This window comes from Phytoactinopolyspora endophytica, assembly GCF_004138495.1.
GTDB lineage: Bacteria > Actinomycetota > Actinomycetes > Jiangellales > Jiangellaceae > Phytoactinopolyspora > Phytoactinopolyspora endophytica.
In genome coordinates, this window is sequence record NZ_ML142867.1 from 115,630 (window position 1) to 133,405 (window position 17,776).

15 protein-coding genes are annotated in these 17,776 nt (G+C 67.1%); 5 read left to right on the top strand and 10 right to left on the bottom strand.

Annotation, left to right across the window (positions count from 1 at the left end; genetic code table 11):
- From ELR45_RS28235 to ELR45_RS28275, 10 genes are all read right to left on the bottom strand, one after another.
- Window positions 1-796 (bottom strand): carbohydrate ABC transporter permease (locus ELR45_RS28235; RefSeq protein WP_240760205.1); only part of this gene is annotated, 796 nt, incomplete at its 3' end.
- Window positions 797-834: 38 nt separating this feature from the next.
- The gene (locus tag ELR45_RS28240; RefSeq protein WP_129669294.1) at window positions 835-2,157 is read right to left on the bottom strand and encodes an ABC transporter substrate-binding protein; all 1,323 of its coding nucleotides are present in this window, start codon (window positions 2,155-2,157) and stop codon (window positions 835-837) included.
- A 670-nt stretch (window positions 2,158-2,827) separates the two neighbouring features.
- Window positions 2,828-3,526 carry a glycoside hydrolase family 3 protein gene (locus ELR45_RS28245; protein WP_205857420.1) on the bottom strand — a complete coding sequence of 233 codons (699 nt, stop codon included), beginning with the start codon at window positions 3,524-3,526 and terminating at the stop codon, window positions 2,828-2,830.
- A complete protein-coding gene (locus ELR45_RS39390; protein ID WP_240760210.1) occupies window positions 3,459-3,803 on the bottom strand; it encodes a glycoside hydrolase family 3 N-terminal domain-containing protein in 345 nt (114 codons plus the stop codon). The genes ELR45_RS28245 and ELR45_RS39390 overlap by 68 nt, the downstream gene beginning before the upstream one ends.
- 56 nt (window positions 3,804-3,859) lie before the next feature.
- Entirely contained in the window at window positions 3,860-5,203 is a 1,344-nt protein-coding gene (locus ELR45_RS28250) for a phospholipase (RefSeq protein ID WP_129669295.1), read from the bottom strand.
- Between the two features lie 62 nt (window positions 5,204-5,265).
- Window positions 5,266-6,141 (bottom strand): ATP-binding cassette domain-containing protein, encoded by an 876-nt coding sequence (locus tag ELR45_RS28255; protein ID WP_129669296.1) that lies wholly within the window; start codon window positions 6,139-6,141, stop codon window positions 5,266-5,268.
- Window positions 6,138-8,006 carry a dipeptide/oligopeptide/nickel ABC transporter permease/ATP-binding protein gene (locus ELR45_RS28260; protein ID WP_129669297.1) on the bottom strand — a complete coding sequence of 623 codons (1,869 nt, stop codon included), beginning with the start codon at window positions 8,004-8,006 and terminating at the stop codon, window positions 6,138-6,140. Before ELR45_RS28260 ends, ELR45_RS28255 begins: the two co-directional genes overlap by 4 nt.
- Entirely contained in the window at window positions 8,003-8,944 is a 942-nt protein-coding gene (locus ELR45_RS28265; protein ID WP_129669298.1) for an ABC transporter permease, read from the bottom strand. Before ELR45_RS28265 ends, ELR45_RS28260 begins: the two co-directional genes overlap by 4 nt.
- Before the next feature lie 37 nt (window positions 8,945-8,981).
- Window positions 8,982-10,526 carry an ABC transporter substrate-binding protein gene (locus ELR45_RS28270; RefSeq protein WP_129669299.1) on the bottom strand — a complete coding sequence of 515 codons (1,545 nt, stop codon included), beginning with the start codon at window positions 10,524-10,526 and terminating at the stop codon, window positions 8,982-8,984.
- Window positions 10,527-10,610: 84 nt separating this feature from the next.
- Window positions 10,611-12,365 (bottom strand): DUF5605 domain-containing protein, encoded by a 1,755-nt coding sequence (locus ELR45_RS28275; protein ID WP_129669300.1) that lies wholly within the window; start codon window positions 12,363-12,365, stop codon window positions 10,611-10,613.
- A gap of 242 nt (window positions 12,366-12,607) precedes the next feature.
- Between ELR45_RS28275 and ELR45_RS28280 the strand changes: the two genes are divergently transcribed.
- From ELR45_RS28280 to ELR45_RS28300, 5 genes are all read left to right on the top strand, one after another.
- Window positions 12,608-13,489, top strand: coding sequence for a transketolase (locus tag ELR45_RS28280; RefSeq protein ID WP_129669301.1), 882 nt, complete (start codon window positions 12,608-12,610; stop codon window positions 13,487-13,489).
- Window positions 13,486-14,466 (top strand): transketolase family protein, encoded by a 981-nt coding sequence (locus ELR45_RS28285; RefSeq protein ID WP_205857422.1) that lies wholly within the window; start codon window positions 13,486-13,488, stop codon window positions 14,464-14,466. Before ELR45_RS28280 ends, ELR45_RS28285 begins: the two co-directional genes overlap by 4 nt.
- Window positions 14,463-15,929 (top strand): FGGY family carbohydrate kinase, encoded by a 1,467-nt coding sequence (locus ELR45_RS28290; protein WP_129669303.1) that lies wholly within the window; start codon window positions 14,463-14,465, stop codon window positions 15,927-15,929. Before ELR45_RS28285 ends, ELR45_RS28290 begins: the two co-directional genes overlap by 4 nt.
- Complete coding sequence (locus ELR45_RS28295) at window positions 15,926-16,906, top strand: sugar phosphate isomerase/epimerase family protein (RefSeq protein ID WP_129669304.1); 981 nt, start codon at window positions 15,926-15,928, stop codon at window positions 16,904-16,906. Before ELR45_RS28290 ends, ELR45_RS28295 begins: the two co-directional genes overlap by 4 nt.
- Window positions 16,907-16,949: 43 nt before the next feature.
- The coding region (locus ELR45_RS28300; protein WP_205857423.1) for a sugar-binding transcriptional regulator at window positions 16,950-17,776 on the top strand (827 nt) is incomplete at its 3' end.

Genomic DNA, 17,776 nt, shown 5'->3' on the forward strand with positions numbered 1-17,776 from the left:
GGTTGTTTGTAAACGCTTCGATGTAGATGTGCAGCGTGGGCACCATCGTGTTGTAGCCCGGCCCGCCATAGGTGAGCACCTGGACCGTGCCGAAGATCTGCAGTGCCGCGAGAAGCGTGAGCACACTCACGATCGAGGTGACGGGTGCCAGTTGCGGCCAGGTGACGTAGCGAAACTTCGCCCAGCTTCGCGCGCCGTCGATGCTCGCGGCCTCGTATAGCTCCCTGGGGATGTCCTGAAGGCCTGCGAGGAACAGGATAAAGGCGAATCCCCAGTGGTACCAGACGAACGTGGCGGCCACCGAGAGCAGGGCTGTGGAGGGGTTGCCGAGCCAGTTCTGTTGTAAGTTCTCCAAACCCACGGTCCCGAGCAACGTGTTCAGGATGCCAACGCGTGGCTGGAATAGCCAGAGGAACATCGTGCCGACAACGACCACAGAAAAGACACCCGGGAGGTAGAAGGCCGTACGGAAGAACGCCTGACCGCGCTTCACCCGGGTCACAGCCAATGCCATAACAAGGGCGATGCTGTTGCCTGCGACGAAGCCGATCAGCCCAAATGCGAGCACATTCCTCATCGACGCCCAGAAGACCTCGTCTTGTAGGACTCTGTCGTAGTTTTCGAGGCCGACGAACGGTATATCTGGACTGATGCCGTCCCAACTCTGGAAACTGAGCAGGATTGCTTGGAAAAAGGGGACAATCGTGAAGGTCGCAATCAGGCCCACCGCAGGTAGCAAGAAGAGCCAGCCAATCAGGTTCTTGCGATGCTTAGTGCGTATCCTGCGGCGCGGCACCGTGGAAGACCGAACACGTGTGTGTCTAAGTTGCGTCGTCACGAACTCTGGTCCTGAGCAGCCTGGACTTGGGCGAGCGCCTCCTCTACGGACATCTCGCCCAGGACGATACTCTGAGAAGCGCGAGAGATCGCGTCCTCCACGTCGGCGGCCATGAAGGCGCCAGGCAGGACTTGTGCGTCTTCGGCGAGAGCGGCGAAACCTTGCATTTCAGGTGGGATACTTCCGCTGTCGAGCAACTCAGCGCTCGTCGGGATCATGCCGACCTCATCAGCGAAGACCTGTTGCTGCTCCGGCTCGGTCAGCCACCTGGCGAAGGCGAGGGCCTCGTCCGGGTGTTCGCCCTCCGGGTTCACCACCGCGCCTCGACCTCTGCGCGCAACCGCACGTGGCTCGTGGGCGCCGTTGTCGGCAGCAGGCACGCCCATGGAGAAGTACTCCGTAAACTCGGGCGCCGTGGCGCGTTGGACACCGATGCCAAACGTCCCGTCGAAGATCGCTTCGACATCGCGGACACTAAAGAACGACTGCTCCACCCCCGGGTTGTCCTCGGTGCCACCGGGGATCTCGTCGCTCGCAACAACGCCCGCATCCCGGAGGTCGATCAGCAGTTGGAACGTCTCGCGCCATGCGTCAGTCTCCCAGCTGGCACGGCCTGCCAGCGTTGCCTCGAGCTCCTCATCGGTCATGAAGTTGGACGCATAGCTCAACAGCAGCCGGTGCGCCAGTGACGCGGCGACAGAGAACTGGGCGTCTTCCTCGCTCAGTTCTGTCGTCAACTCGCTCATGGTCTCTGGCGGTGCGTCAGGGCTGATACCCGTGGACTCCGCGACGAGCATGGCGTAGAGGGCCGTTTCCCAGTGGACGGAGTAGATGCCTTCGGGGACGTCAAGGTTGTTCCCGTCGGCGAACCGCCACAGATCGACGGCGGCAGGGCTGAAGGTCTCTCCCCACTCGCCGTCGAGCTCAGAGCTCAGTTCCATCGCCCATCCGGCATTGTAGTACGGAGCCATCTCGAAGGGGTCCGTCGCTGAGTAGAGGTCTGGCATCCTTTCCGCCTGAGCCCTGGACTGGAGATCCTGAAGGTAGTTCCCAGGGCCAGGGGTCTCGATGGTGACTCCGACGCCGGTCTGATCTTCATAGTCGGCGGCGAGCTCGGTCAGGGTCTCCTCCTGGCCGCGTGACTGGTTGAAGAAGACGAGTTCAACTTGTCCGTTGGAGTCGTCTTGTCCGTCGGAGTTGTCGTCGGACGATGTGCATCCCTGAAGTACAAGCGCCGCGGAGAGCAGGAATGCTGCAACGGCCGGCGTCCGGAGGCCACGCGGCGGCCACTGAACTGCGGTTATGGTCTGAGTGCGCATAGTCCTCACCTTTGATCGACTATCGAAACTGGTTTTCCCCACTCGTCATGGCAATCGGTCGCCACGTCAGGGGTCTATCTGCCTGCTGGGAGCCCACAGGTTGTCTGGAATACGCGGAGCGGCTGCCGCCACCACGCTTCTCTCAGGCCCATCGGATACCACCTCTCCGGAGGAATTGGTCCAACCACCTGCTCAGTGGGTGGGAGTCTAGGGAGGCCAAGCCGCGCGCGTCAAGAGGGTGACGCAGAATGATGTCACATCGCACTAACCCTTTTTGACGTGCAATAACCCCATACGCACACGCCAAAGGGATGCTCGGGCGACCCAACCGCCGAGCACCCGCAGCATGGCCGTCCAGACCTTAACTTAGGTCAAGCGACTCGACCAAAAATTGTTTTCCGTATTACGGATAGTGCTATCGTGCGCCTCGATCGTCGATGGTCGAGGCGGTCGCGGCGCCGGTGTTCAGTGGTGGAACGTGTGGCGTGCGCTGAGCGTGATCGCCCCGGACGGCCGCGGCAACTCAGTTGCTGTTGCAGGCGACGGTCCGCTGCGCGTCGCCGACTCGTGCCCGGAGTGACCCGAGCCAGAGTTCCTGCATAACACGTAATAACGATGAGGTGAGCGGGTCGGCACTGCTCGACGCGTCCGATACGCGTGCACACGAGAGCTACGCGGAATTCGCTGCTACGCCCCTGCTGCCGTCGTTGCTCGCGGCCATCAGCTGTTCGAGTGTCTCGGTGGGCACATTCACCCCTGGGAAGTTGCGGAACGTTCTCATCGGCATCGAGCCGATCAGGTTCAGAACATCCTGGCCTTGATCGCTGTCGTCGGCTTCGCTCGTGCCGGACCATCGCTGCAGCGAGGCGACAAGAGCAAGGGCGGCTACCGTAGCGACCTCACGGATCAGCTCGACCTGGGCCGACGGTAGATCGAGGTGCTCTCGGTCGAAGCCTTCGGACTCGTCGTGATCGGCAAGTCCGACGAACACCACGGCTACGTCCGCATCCTCCGCTGCCCGAACGACCTCGGCACGCAGGGCCGCTGAGTCGCTGCGCTCCTCGAGCGCGAAGCCTGGCGCGTACCGCAAGGTCTGGCCATGCTCGGCCGCCAGCACCCGCATGGCGTCCAGCGCGGAGTCGGTCTGGTGCGCGTTGATGTGTGAGCTTCCGCCGCCTTGGAAGCGCGGAGCCTCGGCGAAGTGCCCGATCACCGCGAGGGTCCCGGCGCTCTCCAGGGGCAGCACCGGGCCGTCGTTCTTCAGCAGGACCGCGCAGTCTGCGGCCAAACGGCGGGCCAGGTCATGATGCTCGTCCAGGTCGACGCCGCCGGCCCCGTCGGCCGCGTTCGTCGGCGGCCGCCGCGCCACGCCCAGTCAGGGCGATCACCCGTCGCACACTCGCCTCGACTAGAGCCTCGTCCACCTCGCCGCGGCGGACCGCCTCCACGATCTCGGCGTCGGTCGCGCCTCCGGTGCCGGGCATCTGCAGGTCGAGGCCCGCCTTCAGGGCGGCCACCCGGTCGAGGACCGCGCCGCAGTCGGAGACCACCGCACCCCGGAATCCCCAATCGCCCCGCAGCACCTCGGTGAGCAGCCACCGGTTCTCCGAGGCATACACGCCGTTGATCTTGTTGTAGGAACACATCACCGTCGCCGGCTGCGTCTCCCTATCCGGACGCCGGATTCCGTGCGAACCGTCGGTTACTGGGCGAACAGCCAGTCGATGATGACGTCGTTCGTGTAGGTCGGGATCCACGAACCGTGATCGAACAGGGGCGTCGTGCCGGCGGGGAACGTGGTGAAGATGTGGTTGCTCCTTGTCGCGAGCGCTCGGTCGCGCGCCTCGGCGGCGTACGCCTCTTGGGCCGCGTCCGGGGCAGTGCCTGCCCACTCGCTCCACGTGACCGGGTAGCCGGCCGCCTCGATCGCGGTGAAGATGCGGTAGTCCGAGCCCGGCTGGTCGTAGGCGACGATCGAGTCGTCGATAGAGTGCACGGCCCAGATCGGGAATTCGCCCAATGTCGACGCGGCCGCCGCCTCGTCGCCGCCGGCGCCGCAGACGAGGATCGCGCCGGCGAAGAGGTCGTGGTATTCGGGCAGCAGGCCCCAGGATCCGTACGACCCCATAGATAGACCGGTGAGATAGACCCGGTCCGGGTCGATGGCCGGATTCTCCGCCAGCGTCTTGCGCACCAGCTCGACGACGGCCTCCTGCATCGGCGGATCCCACCAGCCGCCGGTGTCCGGCGTCAGCGGATCCGCTTGCGGGGACAGGACGAAGGCCGGGTGCCGGGCCTGACGTTCGGGATCGGCGAACGCCACCGAGATCTGGTTGCCGGCGATCTGGCTGACGTTGTTCGTCCCGCTCTCGCCGTAGCCGTGCAGCGTGACCACCAGCGGGTAGGTCTTCCGACCCGTCACGTCCGGCGAGTACATCCGGTACGGCAGGGTCACACCCGCTTCGGCGTCGAACGTTCCGCCGTCGTACTCGTCGACGATCAGGGTATCGACGGCCGAATTGGCCAATACGTTGCCGGGCTGGGCCTCGATCGTGTGTGGCCGCGCGTCGATGTCCATGACCTGGGCCACGTCGTACGCGCCGTCGAGGTCGTAGAACCGCGTGTAAACGTCGTTGTAGGAGGCGCCGGCGAGGTCGTCGTTCTCATGCAGCTCCAGGATGACGAACCTGCCGGGCCGCTGCCGGTCGGTGAACTCCGGCGTCCGGTTCGTGTAGGCGTCGACCACCGTGCGATCCCCGACGAGTGGCTCGGCCCCCGGGCGCTCCAGGGTGGCCTCGACGTCGAACGCGTCCTCGTCGATGGCATCGCGGCCGACGTGGACGACGCCGTCGTACTCGACCGCGAGGCCGGTGACCTTGAGGCCGAGTGGTGTCACCTCGGTGATGACGGTGGAGTCCACGACGGTGAGCTCGTGACCTCCCGCAGCAGCTGTAGCGGCTGTGGCGGCCGCGCCACCGGCTACGACAGACGCAGCGACAAGGGACGTGGTGATCAGCGCGGCGCCACGTATGGCGTGACTCTTCATGTGCCTGCTCCTCGTTGAGTCGGGGTCGTGCCGTGGTCTGGGCAGCGGGTGCGTTGGAGCGTTCAGCCGATGCCGATCGCGGCGCCGGCCTGCTCGTCTGCCTCGGCCTGGGCGGCCAGCAGGCGGTGCCGGTCGGCGCGTCGCTGCTCTTGACGGTCCGGATCGGGAACGGGTGCGGCCATGAGCAGCCGCTGGGTGTAGGGGTGATCGGGGTGCGCGGTGACCTGGTCGCCGTCGCCGGATTCGACGATCTCGCCGCGGTACATGACCGCGACCCGATGGCTGATGTGCCGCACCACGGCGAGGTCGTGTGAGATGAACAGGTAGGCCACGCCGTTGCGCTCCTGGATCTCGATGAACAGGTCGAGCACCCGCGCCTGGGTGGACAGGTCCAGCGCGGAGACCGGCTCGTCACAGATGATCAGCTTCGGGTCGAGCGCAAGTGCCCGGGCGATGGCGATGCGTTGCCGCTGGCCGCCGCTGAACTCGCGCGGCAGCCGGGAGCCGGCGTCGGCGGGCAGGTGTACCGCGTCGAGCAGGCCTGCCACCCGCGCCCGGGCCGTCTTGCCCTCCGTTCCGCCCGCGGTGAGGGGCTCGGCGAGGATCTGCTCGATGGTCATCGCAGGGCTGAGCGAGCTGTACGGATCCTGGAACACCACCTGGATCTCGCTGCTCAACGCCCGCCGTTCCCGCCGTGACAGGTGCGCGATGTCGCGCCCGCGGTACTCGATCCGTCCGGCGGTGACCGGTGCGAGCCCGAGCACCGCACGCCCGAGAGTGGTCTTGCCGGAACCGGACTCCCCCACCAGCCCGACCGTCTCGTTCTCCAGGATGTCGAGCGACACCCCGTTCAGTGCGCGAAAGCCCGAAGCCCGGAACCCCTTGCCGGGATACACCACGTCGAGGTCGCGTACATCGAGTAGCGGTTCCGCGGTCATCGCACACCGCCCTTCACGTCGGCCCGGACCAGTGCACCCCGCGGCTCGCCGTCGTCGAGGATCGCCTCGAGCAGCGACCGCGTGTATTGGTGCTCAGCGGCACGGAAGATGGCCCGGACCGGGCCGGTCTCCACGATCCGCCCGTCCTGCATCACCGAGACCCGGTCGCACAGGTCAGCGACAACACCGAAGTTGTGCGTGACCAGCAGCAACCCCATGTTTCGCTCCTCCTGAAGGTCGCGCAGCAGGTCCAGCACCTCGGCCTGCACCGTGACGTCGAGTGCGGTCGTCGGCTCGTCGGCGATGAGCAGCTCGGGATCGGTCGAGACCGCGCCCGCGATGAGCACGCGCTGCGCCATGCCGCCCGAGATCTCGTGCGGGTAGGCGGCGAAGGTGCGGCGCGGCTCCGGGATGCCGACGCGGTCGAGCAGCGCGAGCGCCCGCTCGACCGCATCCTTCTTTCCGAGGCCGAGCGTCACGCGCAACGGCTCGACCAGCTGGCTGCCCACCGTGAATGCCGGGTCGAGATTACTCATCGGCTCCTGCGGGATGTAGCCGATCTTCCGGCCGCGGACGCGCAGATAGTCGCGCTCACCGGCGCCCGCCAGCTCCGCGCCACCGAACCGGATGGCCCCGCCCAGCACCCGGCCGCCATCGGGAAGCAGGCCCAGCACGGCGAACGCGGTCTGCGTCTTGCCGGACCCCGATTCCCCGATCAAGCCGTGCACCTCGCCGCGGCGCACGCGCAGGTCGATCCCGTGGACCACTCCGGCAACGCCGCCGTCGGCCTGGTGATAACCGACCCGCAGATCCTCGATCCGCAGCAGGTCCTCACCCAGCCCGCCGTCCGCATCGCGCGGGTCGTCCGGGTGCTCCACCACCGGATGCCGCGCCTGCTCCGGACGGGCCGTATGGTCCGGATTATCTGGATGGTCCCGCCTGCGCGAGGTATCCGGCCGGTGGTCCCTGCCCTTCCGCCGGCGCCGGGACTTGGCACCGGTGCGTTCCATCTCATCGCGCATGACGTTGGCGAACAGGGTCAGCGCGATCGTGGTAAGCGCGATGGCCAGCGCGGGCCACAGCATCAGCAACGGTTCCCGGTAGATGTTGTCGAAGCCTTCGTTGAGCATGCTGCCCCAGGTCGGCACCGACAGGTCGCCGAGCCCGAGGAACTCCAGGCCGGACTGGATGGCGATCGCGATGCCGGTGACGATCGCCGACTGGATGGTGATCGGAGCCCGCACCACGGAGAGGATGTGCCGGCCGATGATGCGCCCGTCGCCGAGACCGGAGACCCGGGCCGCGTCCACGTACAGCTCGTTGCGCACCGCGGTCACGGCGGCATAGACCAGCCGGAAGAAGGCCGGCGACAACAGCACGCCGAAGATCGCCATGGACAGCCACACCGACGGTCCGAGCACCGACCGCGCGGCCAGCAGCACCACGATCCCGGGCAGCGCCATGATCAGGCTGGTCAGCCAGGTCGAGACGGTGTCGAACCACCGACCGTAGTAGCCGGCCAGCAGACCACCGGCCACGCCGATGACCAGCGCCACGGCCAAGGCCAGCATCGCGGCCGCGATGCTGATCTGAGTGGCGACGAGCAGGCGCGACAGCACATCGCGTCCGGAACCGTCCGTCCCCAGCAGGTACTCCGAGCCCGGCGGACGGAGGATGTCCTGCAGCGACGCCAGGTTCGGATCGCGCGGCGCGATGAACGAGCCGGCGACCGCCACGACAGCGACCACCGCCAGGAAGCCCAGCGCAGCGACCGCCGTCGGGTTGCGCAGCAGGCGCCGGAACAGCGACACCTTGGCCACGACGGCCGACGGCGTCTCGAGCGCCGGGTTCGATGCCTCACTCACGACAGCCTCACCTTCGGGTTGAGCGCCGCCTGCAACACATCGATCACCAGGTTCACCACCACTACGACGACGGCCGTAGCGAGCACCAGACCCATGACGATCGGAATGTCACCCGACGTGGTGGCCTGCACGGCAAGTTGCCCCAGACCCGGAATCGCAAACACCTGCTCGACGATCACCGCGCCGCCCAGCAACCCGATGAACTGCACCGCCAGCACGGCCAGCGCTGGGCCGCCCGCATTACGCAGCACATGCTTGAACACCACCCGGCGGAAACCGAGGCCCCGGCTGCGCAGCGTGCGCACGTAGTCACGGTGCAGAGCGTCGATCACCGAACCGCGCACCTGCTGCGCCACGGCCGCGATCGCGCTGATGGACAAGGCGGCGATCGGCAGCGTGACCGACGCCAGCCATCCCGTGAAGGACGTCGTGATCGGCGTGTACCCGGTCGCCCTGAACAACCCCAGATTGATCGCGAAGAGCAGCACCAGCCCCAGGGCCAGCAGGAAACCCGGAACGGCGAACCCCAGGACGGAGACGAACTGCACGAACCGGTCGATCCAGCCGCGCCGGACGGCGGCGAGAACCCCCAGCACGACGGCGATGGCCGCGGCCACCAGCGTCGCGCCCAGGACCAGGGACAGCGTGACCGCGAGCCGGCCGGTCACGCTCGTCGTCACCAGCTGGCCGTTGAACCAGGACCGGCCGAACTCCCCGGTCACTGCCTGCCCCAGCCAGTCCGTGTACTGCTCCCACAGCGGCCGGTCCAGACCGAGGTTGGCCGCCTTCTGCGCCACCTGCTCCTGGCTGGCGTTCTGGCCCAGGATGCGGCGGGCAATGTCGCCGCCGCCAGCGTAGAGCAGCGCGTACGCGATCGTCGTGATGACGAGGACCAGACCGGCGCCGGAAGCCAGGCGCCGAAGCACGAATCGAAGCATGGGCCACTCCCGTCGTGTGGCGAGCCGGGGACTATGCCTAGCTCGCCGGCCGGAAATCGTAGATCGTCGGATAGGCGTTGGTCGGTACGAGCTCGACCGCGGTGGCGGGATCCGTGGCGAAGCTGCCCTGCGCCCGGTAGAACGGGGCGAACCAGGCCTGCTCGACGAGGTAGGCGTTGAGTTCGCCCGCCGCGGCGGCCTGCTCGTCCTCGTCACCGAACTGTATGCGCTCCATCAGCTCGTTGACCTCGGGATCCTCGTACTTGAACGGGTTGAACACGGCGTTGGGCCCGACCATGAACTGGATGAGCTGCCAGTCGGGGTTCTGCTCCAGCGCCATGAACGCCAGCGGGAACTTCGGCGCCAGCATGTCGGCGATGTAGTTGTTCCCCGGATCGGTGTACTCGACCGTGACGCCGACGTCGGCGAGCTGCTGCTCCAGCAGCGTGAACGTCGTCGAGCCGAGCACCGCGGACGTCGGCATGGACAGGGTCAGGTTGTCCGCGTAGCCCGCTTCGGCCAGCAGGTCGCGGGCCTTCTGCGGGTCGTAGGTGTAGCGGTCGTCGAGCGCCGGGTCGAACGCCTCGGAGGACTCCGGGAAGACCTGCGTGGTCACTGTGCCGTGGCCCTGTTCTATCGCTTGCAGCAGCCCTTCCCGGTCGAAGGCGTAGTTCAGCGCCTGGCGGACTCTGAGGTCACCGAGTGCCTCGTTCATGGTGCCGCCGCGGTCGAGCAGGAGCAGGCCGTGGAAGTTGAGCTCGTCGGCGTGCACCGTCCACCCGGCAGCCCCGACCTCCTCCAGGTTGTCGTTGGTGGACAGCTTGACGCCGTTCGCCTCGCCCGCCTTGACCGCGTTGAGCGCCGCAGTGGGGTCCTCGAACACCTTGATGGTGACGGCGTCGTAGTGCTGGAGGTCCGGATTCCAGTAGTCGGGGTTCTGCGTGTAGACGTAGCTGTTGCCCGTGACGGTAGCGCCGGTGTCGAGGACGTACGGACCGGATCCCACCGGGTCGGTGGCGAGATCCTCGTTGTCGAGGACCTCGCCGCTGGCGACGAGTCCGGGGTCGCGGGTGAGGTAGTTGAGCAACGCCGGGTCCGGGGCGGCGAGGCGGATCTCCACGGTCGTCTCGTCGACCGCCACGGCCTCGTCCACACCGGCGAGGTAACCGGCGTCCGGCGAGTCGCCGTTCTTGAACCGCTCGAGATTCTCCTTGACGACGTCGGCGGTGAGCATCGAGCCGTCGGTGAACTCCACATCGTCGCGCAGCGTCAGCGTGAGCACCGTGTTGTCGTCGTTGTACGACCAGTCGGTGGCCAGGAACGGCTCAATCTCGCCCTCGGGCGTCATGAGCAGCAGCGTGTCGTACACCGCCTGGTAGAAGGGGGCGTAGTTGCCCCACTCGCTCCCGGCCGGATCGAACGTCGCCGGCGCGCCGATGGCGCCCAGGGTCAACGTCCCGCCGCTACTGCCGCCGCCGTCATCGCCGCCGGACGACGACGACGGCGATGACGTGTCGCTTCCGCACGCGGCCAAGGCCAATGCGGCGGCCAGCGCGGTGCCCAGGATGGCATGTCTCTTCATGGCCCTGCTCCTCGTTGAGTCGGTGTGATGCTTTCGGCGGCGGGCGTGGCTCGTCGCCGCCGGCGTGTGGTGACGGTTGGTGGCCTACTCCGCCGCCGTGAGGCGCAGCGCCACGTACTGCCGGCCGGGTAGCTGGATGGTGAACGTGCCCTCGTAAGTGCCGTCGACGGGTTCGATCGTCATGTTCCAGGTGTCAATGACCTCGACGCGGTACCGGACCCCCGGCGGGAGGGACACGGTACGGAAGCGGGGGCGGTTGAACCCGAAGTAGAGAATGACGTACTCCCCCGCCACGCCGCCCCACGGCGTGTCCCACTCGGATGGCAACGGGTCGAGGACGCCGCGTGGCGCCTCGGCCACGATGGAGGCCAGGAACCGGATCCGTTCCGGGCTGTCGCCCTTCAACACCCCGCCCTTCGCCCACCAGATGACCTCGTCGTCGGCGAAGTAGGTCTCGCCGTGCTGCACGTAGCCGCCGCGGACGGCACCCTCCCAGCAGCGACGGACCATCTCCTCCGCGGTGATGTTGCCCCACCCCTGATCGAGGTCGCCCTCGTAGGCGCATTCGTCGACGACGACCGCCTTGCCCCACTCCTCGCGCCAGGCGTCGATGTTCTCGGCCGTTCGATAGACGTCGATCCGCTGCATGCTGGCGTGGGTAATCCACGGCTTCGAGTAGTCGTAGAAGCCGAAGCAGTTGTGGATCGAGATGAGGTGGCCGGCGTGATCGTTGTCGACAACGACGGCGGCGAGCCGTTCCCAGTCCTCGATGCTCTTCGTCCACATCAGGTCGTACTCGTTCGCCATCGACCACCAGATATTGGGATATGCGGCGAGCCGCCTGACCAGGTACGTCACGTATCGGTCATCGGCGGCCCGGCCCAGGTCGGCGAAACCCCACCGGTCGTACGGATGGAAGATTATGAGGTCCGCCTGCACGCCGATCGCGTCGAGCTGGGCGATGCGGTTCTCCAGGTGACGGAAGTACTCGACGTCGAATCGCGTGGTGTCCCAGCCGCCGTCCTCGTTCCGGGCGTACGGGTATCGGGGCGGTTCGTTCGTGTTGTAGAGGTACGACTTCGGGAACACACACATCCGCACCTTGTTGAACGGCGACGCCTGCAACGATGCGAGTGTCTGCGCTTCCAGGTCATCACCTTGGTGCGTCCACGCGTATGCCGTCGTGCCGAACGGGGCGTACCGAGTCCCGTCGGCGTGCCGGAAATGAAACTGATCCGCGACCCGCACCCGGCCGGGGTTCTCAGACGGCGTGATCTCGAACGTGCTCGAGACGCCGTTCAGCGATCGGGCCGTCGACGACGACGTGAATCGCCACGTGCCTGTCTCTTCAGGCAGAAGGCGGACCAGGTAGCGCCCGTCCCCGTCGTAGAACCCACCGACGCGCAGCTCGGAGCCGGCGGGCGACACGAAGGTCACCGTGAGCTCGACGTCGACGAAGGGGTTGCCGTGCGCCGGGCCGTCGAAGGCGATCTCGAACGGGGCGTGCACCGGACCTGATCCGGCAGCGCGAACGGCTGCCGAACCTTCCGCGACGTCGTCGGGCTCGTAGTCAAGGCGTGGCTCGATCGGGGCAGCCTCGACCCGCGGCGGCGTGGTGTCGTCGATCTGGGCCATCTCTTCCCAGAACTGCTTGCGTGCCTGCTCGTCTACTCGCATCGCCGGATCGCGATCGACGAGGACACCCACGGGCATGCTGCTGAGATTCTGCACCATGGGTGAGTTGGCGACCCCAGGGACCGCCTTTTCCAGCAGCGCTCTGGCCCTCGGATTGGCGAGGACCGCGCTCAGGCGGGACTCGGAGGAGAAAGTCCGGCTCATGAGCTCTCCAATGCTTAAGTTGGCGGGACACCTGCGGCCGCGTGGCGCCGACGTCCCGTTGCGCCCCCGAGAAGCCGGTCACGGTTTGCGCAGCGTGTGAGGCCTTGTGTCCGGGGACTGTAGCACCGTTCCACCATGTGTGCAATTCCACCCGCTATTGAATGGACATGACTTTGCACTTGCGCCGCCCTCCCGGATGCGACATTATGGGCACACCCATTCGCTCCTGACTAGGTATGCTCATGATGATTGCTGCACCAGATTCGCTGCGGGACTGGCAGGCCGAGCGCTCGGAGATCGCCCAGCTGCCCACCACGGCCGCAGGTGAACGCCTACGCGCCCGCGCACAGCGCACCCGGCGGTCGATCATCCGCATGATCGACCAGGCCGGCGCCGGTCACATCGGCGGGGATCTGTCCGCCACCGACATCCTCACTTCTGTCTTCTTCGGCGTCATGCGGGTCGATCCGAACGAACCGACGGCGCCCGATCGGGACTGCTTCATCCTGAGCAAAGGCCACTGCGCCGCCGCGCTCTACTCCACGCTCGCCGCGGCCGGGTACGTCGACGAGCGCGAGCTGGACACCTTCATGGCGCCCGGCTCCGCACTGAACGGTCACCCGAGCCGAGGGAAAGTGGCCGGGGTGGAGACCAGCACCGGGCCGCTCGGCCACGGCCTGCCGGTCGGCGTCGGCACCGCCATCGCGGCCAAGCTCACCGGTTCGGACGCCCGGACCTACGTCGTCACCGGCGACGGCGAGATGCAGGAAGGCAGCAACTGGGAGGCACTCATGTCCGCCGCCCAGTACCACCTGGACAACCTGACCCTGATCGTCGACCGCAACCGGCTCCAGCAGGGTGCCCGGACCGAGGAGACGAACGGCCTGGATCCGTTGGACACAAAGCTGGCGAGCTTCGGCTGGGACGTCCGGGAGGTTGACGGCCACGACTTCGGCCAGCTGCTCACCGCGCTGACGACGCCGAGCGACCGACCCGTCGCGATCATCGCCAACACCATCAAGGGCAAAGGGGTCTCGTTCATGGAGGACCGCGTCGAATGGCACCACAAGGTGCCGGACGCCGAGCAAGTGCGGCGCGCGCTCGCAGAGCTGGAGCCGGCGTGAGGGAACAGACGACGATCTCGGACGTACCGCCGTTCGACGAGCCTGTGTTCGACAATCGCGTGGCGTTCGCCGAGGAACTTATCGACATCGCACACCGGGACGAGCGGATCGTCGCGGTCTGCAACGACTCCGTCGGCTCGAGCAATCTGGTGAAGTTCCGCGCGGAGTTCCCGGACCGAGTCATCAACGTCGGCATCGCCGAACAGAACATGGTCGGCGTCGGCGCAGGCCTCGCCGCCCGCGGCCTGATCCCGTTCGTCTGCGGCGCGTCGCCGTTCCTGACCGGGCGCGCACTGGAACAGATCAAGGCCGACATCGCGTACAGCCAGCACAATGTGATCCTGTGCGGGATGAGCCCGGGCATGGCCTACGGCGAGCTCGGCCCGACCCACCATTCGGTCGAGGACCTCAGCTGGCTCCGCGCCCTGCCCGGTCTGGACATCGTCGTCCCCGCGGACGCGGAACAGACCCGGCTCGCCGTGCGGCAGGCGGCTTCGCACCCACGGCCCACGTTCATCCGCGTCGGGCGGTTCAAAGTTCCCGACGTCACGCATGGCGCGGCGAAGCTCGTCCGGGGACGCTTCTCGACCGTTCGCGACGGCGACGACGTGACGGTGATCGCCACCGGGACCATGGTCTCCCGGGCACTACAGGCAGCCGACGTCCTCGCCGCCGCCGGGGTGTCCGTCCGCGTGCTGGACGCTGCATACATCGCACCGCTCGACATCGAGGCCATTACCGCGGCCGCCGGTGCGACGCGCGGTATTGTCACCGCCGAAGAGGCCAGCGTGTCCGGAGGGCTCGGCGCGGCCGTCGCCTCCGTCGTCGCACAGCTCCCGGCACCAGCCAGGGCGCCGATGCGGATACTCGGGGTGAACGAGTTCGCTCCCACCGGCAGCACGGCGTATCTCCTGGACCATTTCGGGCTGAACGTTGACGGTATCGTCACTGCGGTGAAGGAGTTGCTCACCGAATGAGCCGGCGCACGGGGTACGTGATCGCCGTCGATCAGGGAACCGGATCCACCAAGGCGATCGCGCTCGATCACGCCGGCGACGTCGTCGCGCACGAGTCCGTGCCTACCGGCCAGACGTTCCCGCAGCCGGGATGGGCGGAGCAGGATCCTCACGAGATCATCGACAGTGTCCGCACGGCGCTCAGCAGGCTCTGTACGCGACTCGATCAGCCGGTGGCGGCGGTGGGTGTCAGCTCCCAGCGTGAGTCGGTGTTGCTGTGGGACAGCCGCACAGGTCAGCCGGTCAGCCCGCTCATCAGTTGGCAGGATCGTCGCACCGCCGAACTCGCCGCTCGACTCAAGGTGCACGACCGGGCGGTGCGGGATACGTCGGGCCTTCCGATCAGCCCGATGTTCTCCGCACTCAAGCTGAACTGGCTCGTCGGCGCCGCCGACGGCACGGCCGATGTCACCGCGGGAACAGTCGACGCGTGGATCCTCGCCTGCCTGACCGGCGAGCGCAGGATCGAACAAGGGAACGCCAGCCGGACCCAGCTCCTGGAGCTGTCCAACGCTCGGTGGAGCCCGGCGCTGCTGGACATTTTCGACATCCCGGTGAGCGTGCTCCCGGACGTCGTGCCGTCGAATCTGCCGTCGTCGCCGATCCGAGGCATCGACGGCCTCGAAGGCGTCCGGATCACCGGCGTCCTCGCCGACTCCCACGCCGCGTTCTACGCCCACGGCGCCTTTATGCAACCGTCGGTCAAGGTCACTTACGGGACGGGCTCGAGCGTTCTCGGCATCGGCGACGGCCGCAGCACGCCCGCACCTGCCGGCCTGGTGAGCACGATCGCGTGGGCGGCACCTGAGACTGTCTACGCGTTCGAGGGCAACGTTCTCTCGACCGGAAGCACGCTCACCTGGCTTGCGCGGCTGCTGCGACTGACCCCCGACGAGCTCGCCATGGCGGCGTCGCAGGCGCCTAGCCACTGCGGGGTGGACCTCGTCCCCGCGTTCGCCGGCCTGGGTGCGCCTTGGTGGGACGAGGGCGCCGCCGGCGTCATCACCGGGCTCACCTTCGACACCGACACGGACGTCATCGCGCGGGCCGCGCTCGAGTCGATCGTCCTTCAGGTGGAAGACGTGCTGGCAGCGGCAGACCTCCCGGGAGACGCGCCGATCCTCGCCGACGGCGGACCGACCGGCAATCCGTTCCTCATGCAACTTCAAGCCGATTTCAGCCAGCGCACCGTCCATCGCGCCGACACCGCCGAACTTTCCGCCGTCGGCGCCGCGCATCTCGCAGGCCTGACCGCCGGCTTCTGGACCGACGACGAACTCGCCGGACTGCCTCGGCCGCGGACCGTCTTCACACCCGCCATGGACACCGGCGAGGCCGGCACCCGACGCGAGCAGTGGCACGCTGCCGTCGCCATGTCCCGGCTCCACCCTGCCGCATCAACCACCGCAAAGGAGCACCCATGAGCGACCGCGAGCAGCTCTTCGGCGCAGGAATCTGGCACTTCGCCACCTACGTCGACCGCTACGCCACCGACGGATACGGCGAACCACGCAGCATCATCGACGCGATCCGCCTCGCCGGAAAGGTCCGGGACCTCTCGGTGGTCGACCTCAACTACCCCTTCTTCGGTGGCGACTTCTCCAACGACGACGTCGCGGCCGCGTTGAAGGAGGCCGGGCTCGGCGTCATCGGGATCACGCCCGAGATCTACACGCGCACCTTCGCCAAGGGGTCGTTCACCAACCCAGATCCGGGTGTCCGCGAGCTCGCCCACGACCTCGTCACCAAAGCGGCCGACGTCGTCCGTCACTTCGGAGCCAGCTACGTCAAGCTCTGGCCGGGCCAGGACGGCTGGGATTACCCGTTCCAGGTCGACCACGGGGCACTGTGGAAGCACTCGCTCGACGGCGTCGGCCGGCTGGCGCAGGAGAACCCGGATCTGAGATTCGTCATCGAGTACAAGCCTCGCGAACCCCGGGTACACATGAGCTACGACTCCGTGGCCCGGACCCTGCTCGGCATCGAGAAGATCGGGCTGCCGAACGTAGGCATCCTGCTCGACTTCGGCCACGCCCTCTACGGCGGCGAATCGCCGGCCGACTCGGCCCAGCTCGCCATCGACTACGGGCGTCTGTTCGGCATGGACGTCAACGACAACCTCCGGGGTTGGGACGACGACATGGTCGCCGGAACCGTGCACCCGATCGAGTTGTTCGAGTTCTTCTGGGTGCTGAAGAAGAACGATTGGCACGGCGTGTGGCAACTCGACCAGTTCCCCTTCCGCGAGGACAGCGTCGAAGCCGCCGACCTCGCCATCGACTTCCTCAAACGCATCCACACCGCACTCGACGTGCTCGACGTGGAGGGACTCCGCGAGGCGCAGGCGAACCACGACGCGCTCGCCGCCCACCGGATCGTCCAGCGCGCCCTCTACCACTAGGTACACTGGCCGCGGCGCACCAGATTCGAGCGAAAGAGGGCCAGTGACGGCTACCGGACCGCAGACGCGTGCCGAACCACAGACGCGGAGGCCACCACAGCTCGAGCGCCTAGGCATGCTGACCAAGGTCGCCCGCATGTACCACGAGCAAGGCCTGCGTCAGCCCGAGATCGCCGCGCGTTTGCACCTCTCCCAATCGCGCGTCTCTAGACTCCTCAAGGAAGCCGTCGACCTAGGGATCGTCCGTACAGTCGTCATCCCGCCCAGCGGGATCTACTCCGACATCGAGGACGCCATCCGCGACCGGTACGAGCTGGCCGACGTCGTCATCACCGAGGTCTCCGGAGAAGGCGACTCGGCCCTGCTCGCAGCGCTCGGCAGCGCGGCAGGCAGCTACCTGGAGGCGACGCTGACCGGCTCCGACCATGTAGGGATCTCCTCCTGGTCAGCCACGCTGCTCGCCACCGTCGACTCGATGCAGCCCCGCACCATCCGTAGCGCCGTCAAGGTCGTGCAGATGATCGGCGGAGTCGGCTCGGCCAACGTCCAGGTCCAAGCGACCCACCTCGCAGACCGCCTGGCCCAGGTCACCGGGGCAGGCACGACGTTCCTGCCCGCCCCCGGCATCGTCGCGAACAGTAGCGTCCGAGACGCCCTGCTCTCCGACCCGTCGATCCACGACGTCCCGCCGGAGTGGGACGACCTCACCGTCGGCCTCGTCGGCATCGGGTGCCTCGAACCCTCACCACTGCTCGAATCGTCCGGCAACGCCGTCTCCAAACAAGACCAAGACGAGCTGCGATCCGCCGGCGCGGTCGGCGACGTCTGCCTGAGGTTCTTCGACATCGACGGCGAACTCGTCGACACACC

What these genes read in the sequence shown, in the direction of transcription:
- ELR45_RS28240 (WP_129669294.1), bottom strand. Translation starts at nt 2,157, where the DNA reads ATGCGCACTCAGACCATAACCGCAGTTCAGTGGCCGCCGCGTGGCCTC.
- ELR45_RS39390 (WP_240760210.1), bottom strand. Translation starts at nt 3,803, where the DNA reads ATGTGTTCCTACAACAAGATCAACGGCGTGTATGCCTCGGAGAACCGG.
- ELR45_RS28250 (WP_129669295.1), bottom strand. Translation starts at nt 5,203, where the DNA reads ATGAAGAGTCACGCCATACGTGGCGCCGCGCTGATCACCACGTCCCTT.
- ELR45_RS28255 (WP_129669296.1), bottom strand. Translation starts at nt 6,141, where the DNA reads ATGACCGCGGAACCGCTACTCGATGTACGCGACCTCGACGTGGTGTAT.
- ELR45_RS28265 (WP_129669298.1), bottom strand. Translation starts at nt 8,944, where the DNA reads ATGCTTCGATTCGTGCTTCGGCGCCTGGCTTCCGGCGCCGGTCTGGTC.
- ELR45_RS28270 (WP_129669299.1), bottom strand. Translation starts at nt 10,526, where the DNA reads ATGAAGAGACATGCCATCCTGGGCACCGCGCTGGCCGCCGCATTGGCC.
- ELR45_RS28275 (WP_129669300.1), bottom strand. Translation starts at nt 12,365, where the DNA reads ATGAGCCGGACTTTCTCCTCCGAGTCCCGCCTGAGCGCGGTCCTCGCC.
- ELR45_RS28280 (WP_129669301.1), top strand. Translation starts at nt 12,608, where the DNA reads ATGATGATTGCTGCACCAGATTCGCTGCGGGACTGGCAGGCCGAGCGC.
- ELR45_RS28290 (WP_129669303.1), top strand. Translation starts at nt 14,463, where the DNA reads ATGAGCCGGCGCACGGGGTACGTGATCGCCGTCGATCAGGGAACCGGA.
- ELR45_RS28295 (WP_129669304.1), top strand. Translation starts at nt 15,926, where the DNA reads ATGAGCGACCGCGAGCAGCTCTTCGGCGCAGGAATCTGGCACTTCGCC.